Source organism: Streptomyces sp. XH2 (genome assembly GCF_049725035.1).
In the GTDB taxonomy this organism is placed as follows: Bacteria; Actinomycetota; Actinomycetes; order Streptomycetales; family Streptomycetaceae; genus Streptomyces; species Streptomyces roseoverticillatus.
In genome coordinates this window covers 160,540-178,253 of sequence record NZ_JBMMMZ010000012.1, presented here as the reverse complement: position 1 = coordinate 178,253, position 17,714 = coordinate 160,540, and the positions used below count along the sequence as shown (strand labels likewise).

Annotated in this window: 16 protein-coding genes; 5 read left to right on the top strand and 11 right to left on the bottom strand. The window is 72.0% G+C overall.

The annotated features are described in order from the left end of the window. Positions 1 to 194: 194 nt before the first annotated feature. The gene (gene nucS / locus ACOTKD_RS24755; protein WP_189383280.1) at positions 195 to 857 is read left to right on the top strand and encodes an endonuclease NucS; all 663 of its coding nucleotides are present in this window, start codon (positions 195 to 197) and stop codon (positions 855 to 857) included. 138 nt (positions 858 to 995) lie between these two features. On the opposite strand, the gene ACOTKD_RS24750 is transcribed toward nucS, so the two are convergent. The 3 genes from ACOTKD_RS24750 to ACOTKD_RS24740 form a co-directional block, all read right to left on the bottom strand. Continuing rightward, on the bottom strand, positions 996 to 3,713 hold the full coding sequence (locus tag ACOTKD_RS24750) for an ATP-binding protein (protein ID WP_424891210.1): 2,718 nt from the start codon (positions 3,711 to 3,713) through the stop codon (positions 996 to 998). Positions 3,714 to 3,925: 212 nt separating this feature from the next. Next, the gene (locus ACOTKD_RS24745; protein WP_030368012.1) at positions 3,926 to 4,237 is read right to left on the bottom strand and encodes an STAS domain-containing protein; all 312 of its coding nucleotides are present in this window, start codon (positions 4,235 to 4,237) and stop codon (positions 3,926 to 3,928) included. 182 nt (positions 4,238 to 4,419) lie between these two features. Then, on the bottom strand, positions 4,420 to 5,268 hold the full coding sequence (locus ACOTKD_RS24740) for a 3-hydroxyacyl-CoA dehydrogenase family protein (protein ID WP_424891209.1): 849 nt from the start codon (positions 5,266 to 5,268) through the stop codon (positions 4,420 to 4,422). A 250-nt stretch (positions 5,269 to 5,518) separates the two neighbouring features. Here ACOTKD_RS24740 and ACOTKD_RS24735 point away from each other — a divergent pair, with 250 nt between their 5' ends. Beyond that, positions 5,519 to 6,091: a cob(I)yrinic acid a,c-diamide adenosyltransferase gene (locus ACOTKD_RS24735; protein ID WP_424891208.1), complete on the top strand. Its 573-nt coding sequence runs from the start codon at positions 5,519 to 5,521 to the stop codon at positions 6,089 to 6,091. A 21-nt stretch (positions 6,092 to 6,112) separates the two neighbouring features. On the opposite strand, the gene ACOTKD_RS24730 is transcribed toward ACOTKD_RS24735, so the two are convergent. Continuing rightward, complete coding sequence (locus ACOTKD_RS24730; protein WP_424891207.1) at positions 6,113 to 6,691, bottom strand: hypothetical protein; 579 nt, start codon at positions 6,689 to 6,691, stop codon at positions 6,113 to 6,115. 159 nt (positions 6,692 to 6,850) lie between these two features. On the opposite strand from ACOTKD_RS24730, the gene ACOTKD_RS24725 reads away from it, so the two are divergent. The 3 genes from ACOTKD_RS24725 (at position 6,851) to ACOTKD_RS24715 (ending at position 11,136) form a co-directional block, all read left to right on the top strand. Continuing rightward, a complete protein-coding gene (locus tag ACOTKD_RS24725; protein ID WP_424891206.1) occupies positions 6,851 to 8,050 on the top strand; it encodes a sensor histidine kinase in 1,200 nt (399 codons plus the stop codon). Continuing rightward, on the top strand, positions 8,047 to 8,727 hold the full coding sequence (locus ACOTKD_RS24720) for a response regulator (RefSeq protein WP_424891205.1): 681 nt from the start codon (positions 8,047 to 8,049) through the stop codon (positions 8,725 to 8,727). Before ACOTKD_RS24725 ends, ACOTKD_RS24720 begins: the two co-directional genes overlap by 4 nt. 138 nt (positions 8,728 to 8,865) lie before the next feature. Further along, entirely contained in the window at positions 8,866 to 11,136 is a 2,271-nt protein-coding gene (locus ACOTKD_RS24715) for a glycosyl hydrolase family 18 protein (protein WP_424891204.1), read from the top strand. Positions 11,137 to 11,199: 63 nt separating this feature from the next. On the opposite strand, the gene ACOTKD_RS24710 is transcribed toward ACOTKD_RS24715, so the two are convergent. From ACOTKD_RS24710 to ACOTKD_RS24680, 7 genes are all read right to left on the bottom strand, one after another. Then, positions 11,200 to 11,649 (bottom strand): DUF2550 domain-containing protein, encoded by a 450-nt coding sequence (locus ACOTKD_RS24710; protein ID WP_030368005.1) that lies wholly within the window; start codon positions 11,647 to 11,649, stop codon positions 11,200 to 11,202. Positions 11,650 to 11,766: 117 nt separating this feature from the next. Beyond that, a complete protein-coding gene (locus tag ACOTKD_RS24705; protein WP_424891203.1) occupies positions 11,767 to 12,138 on the bottom strand; it encodes a F0F1 ATP synthase subunit epsilon in 372 nt (123 codons plus the stop codon). Between the two features lie 114 nt (positions 12,139 to 12,252). Next, a complete protein-coding gene (atpD, locus tag ACOTKD_RS24700) occupies positions 12,253 to 13,695 on the bottom strand; it encodes a F0F1 ATP synthase subunit beta (protein WP_106679186.1) in 1,443 nt (480 codons plus the stop codon). Beyond that, positions 13,695 to 14,618, bottom strand: a complete 924-nt coding sequence (locus ACOTKD_RS24695; RefSeq protein WP_424891202.1) for a F0F1 ATP synthase subunit gamma — start codon at positions 14,616 to 14,618, stop codon at positions 13,695 to 13,697. Before ACOTKD_RS24695 ends, atpD begins: the two co-directional genes overlap by 1 nt. 2 nt (positions 14,619 to 14,620) lie before the next feature. Further along, entirely contained in the window at positions 14,621 to 16,195 is a 1,575-nt protein-coding gene (gene atpA / locus ACOTKD_RS24690; protein WP_106679183.1) for a F0F1 ATP synthase subunit alpha, read from the bottom strand. A gap of 137 nt (positions 16,196 to 16,332) precedes the next feature. Further along, on the bottom strand, positions 16,333 to 17,148 hold the full coding sequence (locus tag ACOTKD_RS24685) for a F0F1 ATP synthase subunit delta (protein WP_424891201.1): 816 nt from the start codon (positions 17,146 to 17,148) through the stop codon (positions 16,333 to 16,335). Next, a complete protein-coding gene (locus tag ACOTKD_RS24680; protein ID WP_106679179.1) occupies positions 17,145 to 17,714 on the bottom strand; it encodes a F0F1 ATP synthase subunit B in 570 nt (189 codons plus the stop codon). Before ACOTKD_RS24680 ends, ACOTKD_RS24685 begins: the two co-directional genes overlap by 4 nt.

The following is a 17,714-nucleotide window of genomic DNA, read 5'->3' as shown; positions in this document are numbered from 1 at the left end:
GACCCCGCGAGCGGGGTCTCACGGATGGGCGAGCGGACGACGACGCCCCGTGCCCGTACGACGACCGCCCGCTTCAACGGTAATTCGGCCACTGCGGGCGCACCAGGAGAACGCACCGACAACCAGCCAACGGCGAAGGGGCCCATCAGGGGCGAATCGCGTCAGGGGGCAGGAGTCGAGTAGCGTTGCGCACCATGCGTCTCGTCATCGCCCGTTGCTCCGTGGACTACGCGGGCCGGCTCACCGCCCACCTCCCCTCCGCCCCGCGGCTCATCCTCGTCAAGGCGGACGGCAGCGTCTCGATCCATGCGGACGACCGCGCCTACAAACCGCTCAACTGGATGTCCCCGCCGTGCACCCTCAAGGAGGGCGACGGAAGCGTGTGGACCGTGGTCAACAAGGCGGGCGAGAAGCTGATCATCACGATGGAGGAAGTGCTGCACGACTCCTCCCACGAGCTCGGCGTGGACCCCGGCCTCATCAAGGACGGCGTGGAAGCGCACCTCCAGGAGCTCCTCGCGGACCGCATCGAGACGCTCGGCGACGGCTACACCCTGATCCGCCGCGAGTACCCCACGGCGATCGGCCCGGTGGACATCCTCTGCCGCGACGCCGACGGCGCGACGGTGGCCGTGGAGATCAAGCGACGTGGCGAGATCGATGGTGTGGAGCAGCTCACACGCTATCTGGAGCTCCTCAACCGCGACCCGCACCTGGCGCCCGTGCGCGGCGTCTTCGCGGCCCAGGAGATCAAGCCGCAGGCGCGCGTGCTGGCCACGGACCGCGGCATCGGCTGCGTCGTCCTGGACTACGACGCGCTGCGCGGCATCGAGGACGACAAGCTGCGGCTGTTCTGAGCCGCGCCGCGGGAGCGTCACCGGACGCCGGACGGGCCGTGCCGCCCGTCCGGCGTTCGCGTTCCCGCGCCGGGGCAACGCCGTACGGGCTTGAGCCCGCTGTCTCAGCGGACTCAAGCCCGTACGGCGTTGTGCTGCTCAGGCCCCCGAGGTCGACGGGCTGACGCTGACGCTGCCGTCCGCCGGCTTGCTGCCGGTCGGGCCGCTGGCGGCCGACTGGCTGCTGCTGCCGCCGACGGGGCCGCTCGCCGAGCTCGAACCGCCGCCGGCGGGCTGCGACGGCGCGGAGGACGTGGGCGGCGACGTCGGGGGCTTCGACGAGGGCTGGCTGCTGGCGCCGCCGCCGCTCGGCGGGACCGAGTGCGAGGGCTTGCTGCTCGGCGAGTGCGACGGGCTCGGCGACGTGCCGCCCGAGGACGGCGGGGCGGACGGCTCGCCGCTCGTGCCCGGGGCGCCGCTCGGCGACGTGCTGCCGGAGGCGCCCGGAGAGGCCGAGCCGGAGCTGCCCGCGCCGGGCGAGCGGCCCGGCTTGCCGGGCTTGCCCGGCACCTGGGCGTGCCCGGCCTCGCCGGGGTCCCGCTGGTCGGCGGTGAGGCCGTTGTCGCCGTCCTGCTGCGAGGCGGACTGTCCCGGCTTCACCCGTTCGGGCGACTTACCGTCCTGACCGCCGGAGGTGATCCCCAGGGTGACGACGGTGCCGAGGACCGCGGCGAGCAGGGCGCCCGCGCCGGCCGCGACGAGGTTGCGGCGGGCGCCGCCCATCATCATCTGCCGGGCCCAGGGCTGCCGCGCGGGGCCGCGCTGCTTGCGGTCGCGCTCGGCCGCGAGGCGGGCGATGACGGTGGTGGCGACCTGGTCCGGGTCGGGGCCGGAGCCGGGGGCCGTCGGGGAGGCGGAGGCGGGCACGGACGGCGGCACCGCGGACTGCTCGCTGCGGGCGGCCGGGATCTCCTCGCCTGCGGGCGTGCGCCCGGCGGACCCGCCGGGCCGGGGCACGGCCTGCGGCGCCACGGGCGGTACGGCGCCGGGACGGCCGGCGTCGGGCCGGGGCGCGGCGGCGGACGGGCCTCCCGCGGGGCTGCCCGCCGGGCCGGCCGGGGTGAACCCGGAGCGGTCGGCGACCAGCGCGAGCGCCCGGCGGCCCGCTATGGCGCCGCGCTTGTCGGCCATGACCCCGCGCATGCCGACCGAGGCCTCCAGCTCGGCGCGGGCCCGCTGGAGATTGCCGGTGCAGAGCGCCAGGACGCCCAACTCGTGGTGGAAGTAGGCCTCTTCGCCGACCTCTCCGGCGCGCCGGGCGGCCTCCTGGCCATAGCGCAGGACGCGCTCCCAGGCGCTCCAGTGGAGGGCGGCGGCGAAGGCGGGCGCGGCGGTGCGGGCGAGGAGGACGGCGGCGGCGCGGTGGCCGGGGTCGCCCTCGGCGGCGAGGGCCGCGAGGGTGGCGAGGATCGCGTCGGCCTCGGCGGCGGCCCGCTCGGGGGTGACGGAGGGGTGGCCGGACCACCAGGCGTAGTGCTGGGCGGCGGAGTGGGCGCGCTCGGCGGCGTCGCTGCCGTACCCCTCGGCGGTGAGCTGGGCGGCGACGCCCGCGGCGAGGCGGTAGTGCCCGGCGACGGTGGTGATCAGGCCGGCGGCGAGCAGCTCGCCGACGGCCGCGTCGGCGTGGGTGTCGCCGGCGAGGGCGGGCAGGTGGGCCTGGTGCGGGACCTCGCCGCCGAGGGCGACGGCGAAGCGCAGGGTGTCGCGGGCGGCGTCGCCGAGCCGGGAGGCGAGCGGGACGGCCGGGCGGCAGGCGTCGGCGAGGGAGGGCAGCGGCGCGCCGCCGTGGTCGGCGCCCGTGTCGGCCTCGGCGGCGGCGACGTAGGGCCGCTCGGCGACGACGCCGAACTCGTCGGCGGCGGAGTCGGCGGCGGGCGCCTCGCTCCCGCGGCCGTCGGCGGGCGGCGCCCCGAGCCGCAGCAGCGCGCCGGCCTGGACGAAGCGCAGCGGCAGGCCCTCGGACTCGAACCACAGGTCGGCTGCCCAGCCGGCCTCCTCGTCGGTGAGGGGCCGGTCGACGCAGAGCTCCAGGAGCTCCAGGCAGGCGGTGCGGTCGAGGCCGCCGAGGAAGACCTCTTCGACGTGCGAGTCGGCGGAGGGGGCGGCGATGTCGGGGGTGGCGGAGAAGAGGAAGGCGCACTCGGGGGTGGCGTCGAGGAGCTCGTCCAGGGCGGCGCCGCCGAATTCGAGGTCGTCCAGGACGACGACGGCACCGATGTCGCGGACGAAGCCGAGCAGCGCGGCCCGGTCGGGGCGGTGCTGGGGCGCGTGGTGCACGGCGGCGAACAGGTCGTACAGCACGTCGGTGACGGTGCGGTGGTAGCCGGTGAGGCGGACGACGCCGTCGGGGGCGAGGCCGGCGCAGTCCTCGGCGACGGCGTCCAGCAGGGCGCTGCGGCCGGAGCCGGCGGGGCCGGTCAGCCGGACGGAGCGGCCGCGCGAGAGCAGCCGGGCGAGCCGCTCGCGCTCCTCCTGGCGGTGCAGCAGGGGCAGTTCGGGGCCGGCCTGGCGGGCGGGCGGCGGAGGCGCGGCGGCGCGGAGCAGCTCGGCGCGCTCGTCGGTGGTGTGCCGGCCGGGGGGCGGGGGCACGTCGCCGGGCAGGCAGGGCTCGATCTCGCTGCCGTCGACGGGGTTGACGGTGACGGCGTAGTCACCGGCGACGAGGCGGACGACTCTGGCGAGGCCGGGGGCGCCCTGTGCCGCGTCTCCGGCGGCTCCGAAGTCTCCGTCGGTGCCCGGCAGGTCGCGCGGGCCGCGGTCGTCCGCGGGCTCGTGGGCGCCCTCGCCGAATGCCTCGGGTCGGTTCGTCGGGTCCATGGTGAAAGCCCCCCAATTGCGTGGCGTGCCGTCTGCCCTTCCGGCCTGCCCCACTCCTTCAACCCTCGGCCGGGCGTGCCGGCCGGCGCTTCATCGGTGCCCGCCGTGGGCTCTGTTATGCGGCCCTTTAGCGGCGGGAAAACCGAACCTCAGACCTGGGCACAGTATCCATGAAGCGACGGGCGCCCCGCTGCCCGGGGCACGTCACAGTCTCATGACGCGGCGCCGATGCCGCCTTCGATGGCGAGAATGCGGTGCAGCCGGGTGGCGACGAGGAGCCGCTGCATGCGGTCGGGCACGCCGCGCAGGACGAGGCGGCGGCCGGTGCGGCCGGCGCGGCGGTGGGCGCCCATGATGACGCCGAGGCCGGTGGCGTCCCACGAATCCAGCTCGGTGAGGTCGAGCACGAGGTCGCCTCGGCCCGAGTCGAGGGCGGAGTGCAGGACCGTACGGGCGTCCGCCGCACTGCGGACGTCGAGGCGGCCCCCGACGACCAGTTCGGCGTGGTCGCCCCTGATGTGCATGTGCGCTCCCGGAGTGATGTCCGATGGTGCGTGATGACGGTGTCGCCCTGCGGCTCTTGTGGCACGTGCGGTTCTCAAGAACTGACTGGCTCTCACACGACAAGGTTGCCGTTCATGGGCGAACCGATACCTAATTCACCCGGGCGGGTGAACTAGATATCGGCTACCCGGTCGGCGTCGGTTCAGTGCTGGTAGAAGCCCTGGCCGCTCTTGCGGCCGAGGTCGCCCGCGTCGACCATGCGGCGCATGAGCTCCGGCGGCGCGAACTTCTCGTCCTGGCACTCGGTGTAGATGTTCCCCGTGGCGTGCATGAGGATGTCGATGCCGGTGAGGTCGGCGGTGGCCAGCGGGCCCATCGCGTGGCCGAAGCCCAGCTTGCAGGCGATGTCGATGTCCTCGGCGGTGGCCACGCCCGACTCGTACAGCTTGACGGCCTCGACGACGAGGGCGGAGATCAGGCGGGTGGTGACGAAGCCGGCGACGTCGCGGTTGACGACGATGCAGGTCTTGCCGACGCCCTCGGCGAACTCCCGGGCCTTCGCCAGGGTCTCGTCGCTGGTCTTGTAGCCGCGGACCAGCTCGCACAGCTGCATCATCGGCACCGGCGAGAAGAAGTGCGCGCCGACGACGCGCTCGGGGCGCTGCGTGGCCGCGGCGATCTTGGTGATCGGGATGGCGGAGGTGTTCGAGGCGAGGACGGTCTCCTCCTTCACCAAGCCGTCCAGGGTGCGGAAGATGTCCCGCTTGGTGTCGATGTCCTCGAAGACGGCTTCGACCACGATGTCCGCGTCGGCGGCCGCGTCCAGGTCCGTGGTGGTGGTGATCCGGGCCAGCGCCTGCTCGGCCGCGGCGGCCTCCAGCTTGCCCTTCGCGACGAACTTCTCGTACGAGGCCTTGATGCCGTCCGTGCCCCGCTGCAGCGCCGCGTCGGTGACGTCGCGCAGCACGACGTCCCACCCGGCCTGGGCGGACACCTGCGCGATCCCGGACCCCATCAGTCCGGCCCCGATGACGGCGAGCTTCTTGGCCACGGCTGTCCCCTTACTCCCTGTGCTCAGAGCTGTTCTGTACGCACTCTCTCGGCCGGAGATTAGCGCTCGTCGCGGCGCGGTTGGGCGGTAAGAGATGCGCGTCACGTCCCCCATGACGGACATCACACCGGGGCGCCCACTGGCCCGTCCCCACAGTGCAGTTGAGCCCCATAAGCCCCGGGCGTCACAGGGGTGGCCGGGTTGCGCGTCGGCCTCGGCGGTGCGGCGGGCAGTGGCTACGCTCGTACCCATGGTCAACCTGACGCGCATTTACACCCGCACCGGTGACACCGGCACGACGGCCCTCGGCGACATGAGCCGCACCGTGAAGACCGACACCCGGATCGCGGCCTACGCCGACGCCAACGAGGCCAACGCCGCGATCGGCGTGGCCATCGCGCTCGGGCAGCTGCCCGCGGAGATCGTCCAGGTCCTCGTCCGCATCCAGAACGACCTCTTCGACGTGGGCGCCGACCTGGCCACGCCGGTGGCCGAGAACCCCAAGTACCCGCCGCTGCGCGTCGAGCAGTCCTACATCGACAAGCTGGAGGCGGACTGCGACCGCTTCCTGGAGGACCTGGAGAAGCTGCGCAGCTTCATTCTTCCCGGGGGGACGCCGGGGGCGGCGCTGCTGCACCAGGCGTGCACGATCGTCCGCCGCGCGGAGCGGTCCACGTGGGCGGCGATGGAGCTCCACGCGGACATCATGAACCCCCTGACGGCGACGTACCTCAACCGCCTCTCCGACCTCCTGTTCATCCTTGCCAGGACGGCGAACAAGGAGGTCGGGGACGTCCTGTGGGTCCCCGGCGAGAACCGCTGAGGCGCCGGCCGAGCTGAAGCGTCAGCGCTTCAGCTCCTCCGGGGCCGGGGCCCGGTCCCGCTCCGCCGCCGGGGCCCGCTTCGGCCAGATCGTGTAGCTCAGCGCGATGACCAGGTTGATCCCGGCCACGAACAGCACCCTCGACTGCCAGCCCCGCAGCGAGCTGGTGTCGCCCGCGTCCCCCACGTACCAGATGGCCGCCTGGAGCAGGGCGAGGGCGACCGCGCAGGACAGGAGCCAGCGGGCGGCCGTCCGCCACTCGTGGACGGCCCGCTCCCGGCCGTGCTTCGGCGGCTTGACCGGCGGCGGGCCGCCCGCGAAGCGGTGGGCGAAGCGCACGTCGACCCACTTGACGGTGGCGTGGCCGAGGCCGACCGAATAGCCGAGGTAGACCGCGGCCAGGCCGTGCCTGATGTCGGGCTCCGCGCCGTTCTTCAGGTCGACGGCGGTCGCGATCAGCAGGACGAGCTCCAGCACGGGCTCCAGCAGCAGCACCGCGATCCCCGCGCGGGGCATCCTGGCCAGGTAGCGCAGGCTCAGCCCGCCGGCCAGCAGCACCCAGAAGCCGACCTCGCAGGCGACGATCAGCGTGACGATCACGGTCCTCTCCCTTCCCTCCCCTCCAGGCTCCCCGCCGTGACCAGCGCAATCGTCGTCGCGAGCGACGATTCGGGACTGCATCCTTCGATGTAGTGCGCGGCCTGCCGCACCCTCCCCCGGCCCGTCCCCGCGGCCCCCGCCGCGTGCTGTGATGTACGCATGTCCGTCCGCCTCCCCCGCCGTCCCGACCGCGACGCCGTGCTCATCGCGGCCACGGGCCTGCTCGGGGGCCTGGCGCTGTGGTTCCTCGGCCTGCACAACAACCCGCCGCTGGACGCGCTGCCCGGCTGGCTGTCGCTGGTGCCGCTGGTCATCATGTGCGGTGCCGAGCTGCTGCGGCGCACCGCCCCGCTGACGGCCCTCGCCGTCGGCACGCTCACGCTCGGCCTCGACATCGGCACGGGCTCGCTCATCGCGACGATCGCGATGTACACGGACGTCATCTACGCGGCGGTGCTGTACGGACGGGCGTCCGTCGCCAGGCTGATCCCCCGCGTCACCGAGGTGCTGACCGTCCTGGCGACGCTGCTGGCCCTGGCGCTGATGCGCGAGCCGACGGCCCTGGTGATCGGCTGCGGCGTCGGGGCGATCCTCATCGTGCCGGCGTGGACGGGCGCGGGCATCCGCCGGCACCGCGACGCGGCGCACTCGGCCCGTCTGGAGGCCGAGCGGACGGCGCTGCTCGCCGAGCTGGACCGCCGGGAGGCGGTGGGCGCCGAGCGGGCGCGGATGGCGCGCGAGCTGCACGACATGGTCGCGGGGCACTTGTCGGCCATCGCGATCCATTCCACGGCCGCGCTGTCGATCGCCGACCCGGAGGCGTCGAGCCGGGCGCTGGGCGTCATCCGCGAGAACAGCGTGCAGGGGCTGGCCGAGATGCGCCGCCTCATCACCATCCTGCGCCGGCCCGGCGGCGCCGACGACGAGCCCGCGGCGGCGCCCCGGCTCGACGGCCTCGACGTCCTGCTGGAGCAGGCCCGCAAGGCCGCGGCCGACCCGCGGTTCGCGTTCGCGCTGGACGACGCCCGCGGGCCGGGCCCGCTGCCCGCGCCGATCGAGCTCGCCGCGTACCGCATCGTCCAGGAGTCGCTCACCAACGCGGTCAAGCACGCGGCCCCCGGCCCGGTGACGGTGCGTCTGGCGCGGGAGGGCGGCGGGCACCTGGCGGTGGAGGTCAGCAGCGCGTACGGCGACGGGCCGGTGCCGCGCGCGCCCGGCTCGGGGGCGGGGCTGGTCGGCATGGGCGAGCGGGTGGCGCTGCTGGACGGGGAGTTCGAGGCGGGCCCGGAGGCCGGTCCGGACGGCAAGCGATGGCGCGTGCGGGCGGTGCTGCCCGTACCGGAGGAGGGATCACCGTGACGACAGAACCGACCGGCAGCATCCGCATCCTGGTCGCGGAGGACCAGGCGTCCGTGCGCTCCGGGCTGGTCCTCATCCTGCGCTCGGCGCCCGGCATCGAGGTCGTCGGGGAGGCCGGCGACGGCGAGGAGGCCGTCCGGCTGGCCCGCGAACTGCGTCCGGACCTGGTGCTGATGGACGTGCAGATGCCGCGTCTGGACGGGGTGTCGGCGACCCGGCAGGTCGTGGCCGAGCAGCTGGCGGACGTCCTGGTGCTGACCACCTTCGACCTGGACGAGTACGTGTTCGGGGCGCTGCGCGCGGGCGCGGCGGGGTTCCTGCTCAAGGACAGCGACGCCGCGGAGCTCATCGCGGCCGTGCGGGCCGTGGGGCGCGGCGAGGGGCTGATCTCCCCCGCGGTGACGCGCCGTCTGATCGCCGAGTTCGCGCGCCCGGCGCAGGGGCGGCGGGCGGACGCGGCGGAGCCGGCCGGGCTGGAGTCGCTGACCCGGCGCGAGCGCGAGGTGCTGGGCGCGCTGGGTGAGGGGCTGTCGAACGCGGAGATCGCGGGCCGCCTGGGGATGGCGGAGGCGACGGCGAAGACGCACGTCAGCAGGTTGCTCGGCAAGCTGGAGCTGCGCAGCCGGGTGCAGGCGGCGGTGCTGGCGCAGGAGTGGGGACTGGTCCAGTCCTCTTGACCATTGGTACGGACCTTTCTACGCTCCCCGAGCAACTGCGCACCCCCCACCTGTCCGCACCTCTCGCCGAGGAGCACCCCCTTGAGCGCTTTGAGCACAGGTACCTCAGGAAGCATCGGTCGCACCTTACGAAGAGCCGTGGTCGCCCTGGCCGCGCTCGCCCTCCCCGCCGCCGCCCTCGTCGGCCTGGCGGCCCCCGCCCACGCAGCGCCCTCCGCCACGGCGACGTTCGCCAAGACCTCCGACTGGGGGACGGGCTTCCAGGCGGAGTGGACCGTCAAGAACACGGGCACGACCACCATCAGCGCCTGGACCGTGGAGTGGGACTTCCCCGCCGCCACCACGGTCGGCGCCTACTGGGACGCCCTGCTCACGAGCTCGGGCTCCCACTACACCGCGAAGAACCGCGAGTACAACGGCACCATCGCGCCCGGCGCGAGCGTCACCTTCGGCTTCGTCGCCTCCGGCGACGGCGCACCGGCCGGCTGCAAGCTCGACGGCGGGCCCTGCGACGGCTCCTCCGCCGACACCCCGCCCAGCGCCCCCGGGCAGCCCTCCTCCACCGGGGTCACCGCGAACAGCATCGCGCTGACCTGGGCCCCCGCCACCGACGACAAGGCCGTCAAGAACTACGACGTCTACCGCGGCGACAGCGTGGTCAGCACGGTCTCCGGCACCGCCTTCACCGACACCGGCCTCAGCCCGGACACCGACTACACCTACAAGGTCGTCGCCCGCGACTCGGCCGGCCAGACCGGCCCGGCGAGCCCGTCCGCCACGATCCGCACGGCCAGCGGCGGCGGCACCGACAAACCGCCGACCGCCCCCGGCACCCCGCAGGCCACCGCGGTCACCGACACCTCCGTCTCCCTGAAGTGGCCCGCCGCCACCGACGACAAGGGCATCAAGAACTACGACGTCTACCGCGGCACGGTGAAGGCCGCCACGGTCGCCAAGCTCGCCTACACCGACACCGGCCTGACCCCCGGCACCGACTACACGTACACCGTCGTCGCCCGGGACAGCGCCGACCAGACCGGCAAGGCCAGCCCGCCGCTGACCGTGCGTACGAAGGGCGGCGGACAGCCGCAGCCCGGCACGGGCTACGCCAAGGTGGGCTACTTCGTGCAGTGGGGCATCTACGGCCGCGGCTACACCGTGAAGTCACTGGAGAGCACGGGCGCCGCCGCGAAGCTCACCCACCTCAACTACTCCTTCTCCAACATCCATCCCACCGACCTCACCTGTCTCAATGGCGTCACGAAGGCCACCACGCCCAACCCGCAGGACCCCAGCCAGGGCGACGGCGCGGGTGACTCCTGGGCCGACTACGAGAAGGGCTTCGGGGCCGGCGAGTCCGTCGACGGCGTCGGCGACACCTGGGACCAGAAGCTGGCCGGCAACTTCAACCAGCTGAGGAAGCTCAAGACCAAGCACCCCGACCTCAAGATCAATATGTCGATCGGCGGCTGGACCTACAGCAAGTACTTCTCGGACGTCGCCAGGACGGACGCGTCCCGGCAGAAGTTCGTGAAGTCCTGCATCGACATGTACATCAAGGGCGACCTGCCGGTCACCAACGGCCGCGGCGGGCCCGGCACCGCCGCCGGGATCTTCGACGGCTTCGACATCGACTGGGAGTGGCCGGGCTCCGAGGGCCACGCCGGCAACCACGTCTCGAAGGACGACAAGGCCAACAACACCTTGTTGTTCGCCGAGTTCCGCCGGCAGCTCGACGCCCTGAGCGCGACGACGGGCAAGAAGTACCTGCTCACCGCCTTCACCCCGGCCGACCCGGCGAAGATCGAGGCCGGCTGGGACATCACCACGAAGGACGGCACGCCCAGCGTCTTGGACTACATGGACTTCGCCAACGTCCAGGGCTACGACTTCCACGGCTCCGGCAGCGACAACAGCTGGGAACCGGGCCGCACGGGCCACCAGGGGAACCTCTACCAGGACACCAAGGACCCGTACACCACGAAGTTCAGCGTGGACAAGACCGTGCGGACCTACCTCGACGCGGGCGTCGACCCGAAGAAGGTCGTGCTCGGGCTCGCCTTCTACGGGCGCGGCTGGCAGCAGGTCGCCGACGGCGGCGAGCGGGGCGTCTGGCAGACGGCGAACGGGGCGGCGCCCGGCCAGTTCCCGGAGGAGGCGGGGACGCGCGGCTACGACAACCTGCTCGCGTCCGTCGCGGGCCTGACGATCTACCACGACGAACAGTCCGTCGCCACGTACGGGTACACCGGCAACGCCGGGCAGTGGTGGACGTTCGACGACGCGTGGTCGATCGGAAAGAAGACGGCCTGGCTCAAGGGCCAGAAGCTGGGCGGCGTGATGATCTGGGAGATGTCCGGGGACAGCGGCACGCTGATGACGGCCGTCGACAACGGCTTGCGTTCCTGACGCGCAAGAACGCCGGCCGGGCCTCACGTACCGAGCCCGGCCGGCGTTCGAGGCCACGGGAAGCTAAGCCACGTTCACCCGCTGGCCGGGAGGGGCGGCCTCCAGCCACGCCAGGAAGCCCGTGAGGGCGTCCTCGCTCATCGCGAGCTCAAGCCGCGTCCCCTGGTGGAGACAGATCAGCACGACCGCGTCGGACAGCAGGGCCAGCTCCTCGTCGCCGAGCGGCGACCTCCGCTCCAGCACCTCGATGGACGCGCGCTCCAGCAGCCTCCGCGGCCGCGGCGCGTACGAGAAGACCCGGAACCACTCGATCCGGTCACTGTTGTAGCGGGCGACTCCGTAGACCCACCCCTTGCCGTCCGGCGCGGGGTCCTTCTCCGGGACGTTCCAGCGCAGACTGCAGTCGAACGTACCGCCGGAGCGCTGGATCAGCCGTCTCCGCAGCCCGAAGACGAAGAGCCCCACCAGCACCAGCAGGACGACGACGCCGCTCACGAGCAGAGCGAGGACCATCTCCACCGACCTCCTCGCATCATCTAGAGCAACGGGCTTGTATTGCCTCAGCCGCGGACCGCCCTGGAATGTTCCAGTGCGGTCCGCGGCTGAGGGACGAACTCATCGGGCCGTGGGCTAATGGCCCGCGACCGCTCGCAGCCGGACCTCGGCGCGCCGCTCGGCGGCGGCGTCCGCCCCCGACTTGGCGCGCTCCAGCGCCCGCTCCGCACGCTTGACGTCGATCTCGTCGGCGAGCTCCGCGATCTCGGCGAGCAGCGAGAGCTTGTCGTCCGCGAACGAGATGAAACCGCCGTGCACCGCGGCGACGACATTGCCGTCGGCGGTCCGGATGGTGACCGGACCGGACTCCAGCACACCGAGCAGCGGCTGGTGGCCGGGCATGACGCCGATGTCACCCGATGTGGTACGCGCGATGACCAGAGTGGCCTCGCCGGACCAGACGCTTCGGTCCGCCGCGACCAGCTCGACGTGCAGCTCAGCAGCCAACGTGGCTCCTCGGGTCTTCACCTGCCGGGCACGACAGGTGTTGGGTCAAAGAATAGGGGACGTGGCTGCCGGGGGCGGGAGCGCCCCGCCCCCGGCAGCTTGGAGCCACGGGGCTCAGGAGACGCCCAGCTCCTTGGCGTTCTTCTTCAGGTCCTCGAGACCACCGCACATGAAGAAGGCCTGCTCGGGGAAGTGGTCGTACTCACCGTCGCAGATGGCGTTGAACGCCGCGATGGACTCGTCCAGCGGGACGTCGGAGCCGTCGACACCGGTGAACTGCTTCGCCGCGTGGGTGTTCTGCGACAGGAAGCGCTCGACACGGCGGGCGCGGTGGACAACGAGCTTGTCCTCCTCGCCGAGCTCGTCGATGCCGAGGATCGCGATGATGTCCTGGAGGTCCTTGTACTTCTGCAGGATCCCCTTGACGCGCGAGGCGGCCTCGTAGTGGTCCTGCGCGATGTAGCGCGGGTCCAGGATGCGGGACGTCGAGTCCAGCGGGTCGACCGCCGGGTAGATGCCCTTCTCCGAGATCGGACGCGACAGAACGGTCGTGGCGTCCAGGTGGGCGAAGGTGGTCGCCGGGGCCGGGTCGGTCAGGTCGTCCGCGGGGACGTAGATCGCCTGCATCGAGGTGATCGAGTGACCACGGGTCGAGGTGATGCGCTCCTGCAGGATGCCCATCTCGTCCGCGAGGTTCGGCTGGTAACCCACCGCGGAGGGCATGCGGCCCAGCAGGGTGGAGACCTCGGAACCGGCCTGGGTGAAGCGGAAGATGTTGTCGATGAAGAACAGCACGTCCTGCTTCTGCACATCGCGGAAGTACTCCGCCATGGTCAGACCGGCCAGGGCCACGCGCAGACGGGTGCCCGGGGGCTCGTCCATCTGGCCGAAGACCAGCGCGGTCTTGTCGAGAACGCCGGCCTCCTCCATCTCCACCATGAGGTCGTTGCCCTCACGGGTGCGCTCACCGACGCCGGCGAAGACGGAAACGCCCTCGTGCAGCTTGGCCACACGCATGATCATTTCCTGGATCAGAACGGTCTTGCCGACACCGGCACCACCGAACAGACCGATCTTGCCGCCCTTGACGTACGGGGTGAGGAGGTCGACGACCTTCAGACCCGTCTCGAACATCTCGGTCTTCGACTCGAGCTGGTCGAACGCCGGGGCCTTGCGGTGGATGGACCAGCGCTCGGCGTCGGCGACCGTGGACGGGTCCTCGTTGAGGACCTGGCCCAGGGTGTTGAACACCTTGCCCTTGGTCACGTCACCGACGGGGACGGTGATGCCCGTGCCGGTGTTGGTCACCGGGGCCTGGCGGACCAGACCGTCGGTGGGCTGCATGGAGATCGCGCGGACCAGGCCCTCGCCCAGGTGCTGGGCGACCTCGAGGGTCAGGGTCTTGCGACCGCCCTCCTCGGCCGGGTCGTCGACCTCGACGTGCAGAGCGTTGTAGATCTCCGGCATCGCGTCGACGGGGAACTCCACGTCGACGACGGGGCCGATGACCCGCGCGACGCGGCCCGTGGCGGCGGCCGTCTCAACAGTGGTCGTCATTAGTTGTCACTCCCCGCGGTCGCGTCGGCCAGGGCGCTGGCGCCACCGACGATCTCGCTGATTTCCTGGGTGATTTCGGCCTGTCGGGCCGCATTGGCAAGCCGCGAGAGCGACTTGATGAGCTCTTCTGCGTTGTCGGTCGCCGACTTCATCGCACGGCGGCGGGCCGCGTGCTCGGAAGCGGCGGCCTGCAGCAGAGCGTTGTAGATCCGCGACTCCACGTACCGCGGCAGCAGGGCGTCGAGGACGCCCTCGGCCGACGGCTCGAAGTCGAACAGCGGAAGGATCCGGCCCGGTGCGGCGGTCTCCTGCTCCACCGGGGCCTTCTCCAGGCTCAGCGGCAGCAGGCGGTTGTCGACCGGCGTCTGCGTCATCATCGAGGCGAACTCGGTGAAGACGATGTGCAGCTCGTCCACGCCGCCCTCGGCCGTGTCCTGCTGAACGGCCTCGATCAGCGGACCCGCGATGCGCTTGGCGTCGGCGTAGGTCGGGCTGTCCGTGAAGCCGGTCCAGGACTCCGCCACCGGGCGCTCCCGGAAGCCGTAGTACGCGACGCCCTTGCGGCCGACGATGTACGTGACGACGTCCTTGCCCTCGGCCCGGAGGCGCCCGGTGAGCGCCTCCGCCGCCTTGATGGCGTTCGAGGAGTAGCCGCCGGCCAGACCGCGGTCGCTCGTGACGAGCAGCACCGCGGCCCGGACCGGCTTCTCCGCCTCGGTGGTCAGGGCGTGCTTGGTGGTGGAGCCGGTGGCAACCGCGGTCACTGCCCGGGTGAGCTCACTGGCGTACGGAGTCGATGCGGCCACCTGGCGCTGCGCCTTGACGATGCGCGAGGCGGCGATCATCTCCATCGCCTTGGTGATCTTCTTGGTCGCAGTGACGGACTTGATCCGTCGCTTGTAGACCCGGAGCTGGGCACCCATGCTCAGCCCTCGCCCAGCAGCTTGCCGTCCGCGGTCTCGAACTGCTGCTTGAAGGACGCGATCGCGTCGCCCACGGCCTGCAGCGTGTCGTCGGACATCTTGCCGCCCTCACGGATGGAGGTCATGAGGCCCTTGTGCTCGCGGTGCAGGAAGTCCAGCAGCTCGCGCTCGAAGCGGCGGATGTCCTCGACCGGGACCTCGTCCATCTTGCCGGTGGTGCCGGCCCAGATGGAGACGACCTGGTCCTCGGTGGAGTACGGGGCGTACTGGGCCTGCTTCAGCAGCTCGACCATGCGCTTGCCGCGCTCCAGCGAGGCCTTGGAGGCCGCGTCCAGGTCGGAACCGAAGGCGGCGAACGCCTCCAGCTCACGGAACTGGGCGAGGTCCACGCGAAGCCGGCCGGAGACCTGCTTCATGGCCTTGTGCTGGGCGGAGCCACCGACACGCGAGACCGAGATGCCGACGTTCAGGGCCGGGCGCTGGCCGGCGTTGAACAGGTCGGACTCCAGGAAGCACTGGCCGTCGGTGATGGAGATGACGTTGGTCGGGATGAACGCCGAGACGTCGTTGGCCTTGGTCTCGACGATCGGCAGACCGGTCATCGAGCCGGCACCCATCTCGTCGGAGAGCTTGGCGCAGCGCTCCAGCAGACGCGAGTGCAGGTAGAAGACGTCACCCGGGTAGGCCTCACGGCCCGGCGGGCGGCGCAGCAGCAGCGACACGGCGCGGTAGGCGTCGGCCTGCTTCGACAGGTCGTCGAAGACGATCAGGACGTGCTTGCCCTGGTACATCCAGTGCTGACCGATGGCCGAGCCGGTGTAGGGGGCGAGGAACTTGAAGCCCGCCGGGTCGGACGCGGGGGCCGCGACGATCGTCGTGTACTCCAGCGCACCGGCCTCCTCCAGCGCGGCGCGCACGGAGGCGATGGTCGAGCCCTTCTGGCCGATGGCGACGTAGATGCAGCGGACCTGCTTCTTCGGGTCGCCGGTGCGCCAGTTGTCGCGCTGGTTGATGATCGTGTCGACGGCCAGCGCGGTCTTGCCGGTCTGGCGGTCACCGATGATCAGCTGACGCTGACCACGGCCGACCGGGGTCATCGCGTCGACGGCCTTGTAGCCGGTCTCCATCGGCTCGTGGACCGACTTGCGCTGCATGACCGTGGGGGCCTGCAGCTCGAGGGCGCGGCGGCCCTCGATGCCGGTGATCTCGCCGAGGCCGTCGATCGGGTTGCCCAGCGGGTCGACGACGCGGCCGAGGTAGCCCTCGCCGACCGCGACGGAGAGCACCTCACCGGTGCGCTGCACCGGCTGGCCCTCCTCGATGCCGCTGAACTCGCCGAGGACGACCGCACCGATCTCGCGCTCCTCGAGGTTGAGGGCGAGACCGAGGGTTCCGTCCTCGAACCGCAGCAGCTCGTTCGCCATGGCCGAGGGAAGGCCCTCGACCTTAGCGATGCCGTCGCCGGCAACGCTGACCGTACCGACCTCCTCGCGCGAGGCCGCGTCCGGCTTGTACGCCTGGACAAAGTTCTCCAGCGCGTCCCGGATCTCCTCCGGCCGGATCGTGAGCTCCGCCATCTGGGTTCCCTGCTCTCCTTGTTGGGCCCGAAGTATTTCTTCTCCGGAGGCCGGTTCCCGCAGCTTTCGCTGCTGGCCCCCGGAGGACACCGTCGGCCCAACTCGGGCCGTCAGTCATGCTCTTGAGTTGGTGGCTGTCAGCCGGCCATCCGCCGGTCCGCCTCCGCGAGGCGATCCGCGATGCTGCCGTTGATGACCTCGTCGCCGATCCGCACCTGCACACCGCCGAGGATCTCGGGGTCGATGTCCAGGTTCAGGTGGACACGGCGCCCGTACAGCTTGGCGAGCGCGTCGCCGAGCCGCTGCTTCTGGACGTCGCTCATCGGCACCGCGGACGTGACCACCGCGACCACACGGTCCCGGCGATCCGCGGCCAGCTTGGAGAGGGCATTGAGCCCCGCCTCCAGGCTACGGCCCCGCGGCTGTGCCACAAGACGGACGACGAGTCGCTCGGTGACCGGGTTGGCCCGGCCGCCCAGCAGCTCCCGCACCAGCGCGGCCTTGGCCGAGCGGTTCGCGACCTTGTCCGTCAGCGCGGCCCGCAGCTCGGAGCTGGAGGCGACGATCCGGCCGAAGCGGAACAGCTCGTCCTCGACGTCGTCCAGGACACCGGCGCGCTCGGCGGCGATGAACTCGGCGCCGGAGGCCAGCTCCTCGATGGCGTCCACCAGGTCGCGCGAGCGCGACCAGCGGGAGCGGACCATCCCGGAGACCAGGTCGGCGCACTCGCCGCCCACCTGGGTGCCGAGCAGCCGCGGGGCCCGCGGCGACTTCGCCGCGCCGGCCTGCGCCGGGTCGGTCAGGACCCGGCGCAGCGACACCTCGCGGTCCAGCAGCGCGGTGACCGCGGCAAGGTCCTCGGCGAGCTTCGCCGCGTCCACGGACGTGTTGTCCGCCAGCGCGTCGAGGCGCTCACGTGCGGAGGCCAGCGCCTCCCGGCTCGCTCCGCTCATCGGTTCGCCTCTGCCTTCGTCGCACCGGCCGCCGCCTTGGCCTCGAGGTCATCGAGGAAGCGGTCGATGGTCCGGCTCTGCCGGGCCGCGTCCGCGAGGGACTCGCCGACGATCCGGCCGGCCAGGTCGCCGGCGAGCTTGCCCACGTCCTGGCGGAGCGAGGCCGAAGCGGCCTTGCGGTCGGCCTCGATCTGGGCGTGGCCGGCAGCGATGATCTCCTCGCGCTGACGCTCACCCTCGGACCGCATCTCTGCGATCATCGACGCACCCTGCTCCTGCGCCTCCTGGCGCATGCGGGCGGCCTCATGGCGGGCGTCGGCGAGCTGTGCCCGGTAGTCCTCGAGCACCTGCTGCGCCTCGGCCTGGGCGGCCTCGGCCTTCTCCATGCCGCCTTCGATGGCCTCGCGGCGCTCGTCCAGAGTCTGGTTGATCTTCGGGAGGAGCTTCTTGCCGAGGAAGATGAAGACGATGGCGAAGGCGATCAGGCCGATGACGAGCTCTGGGAGCGGGGGCAGGAGCGGGTTCTCCAGCTCCCCCTCGCTCGCCAGGACTGCCAGGGGATTCAC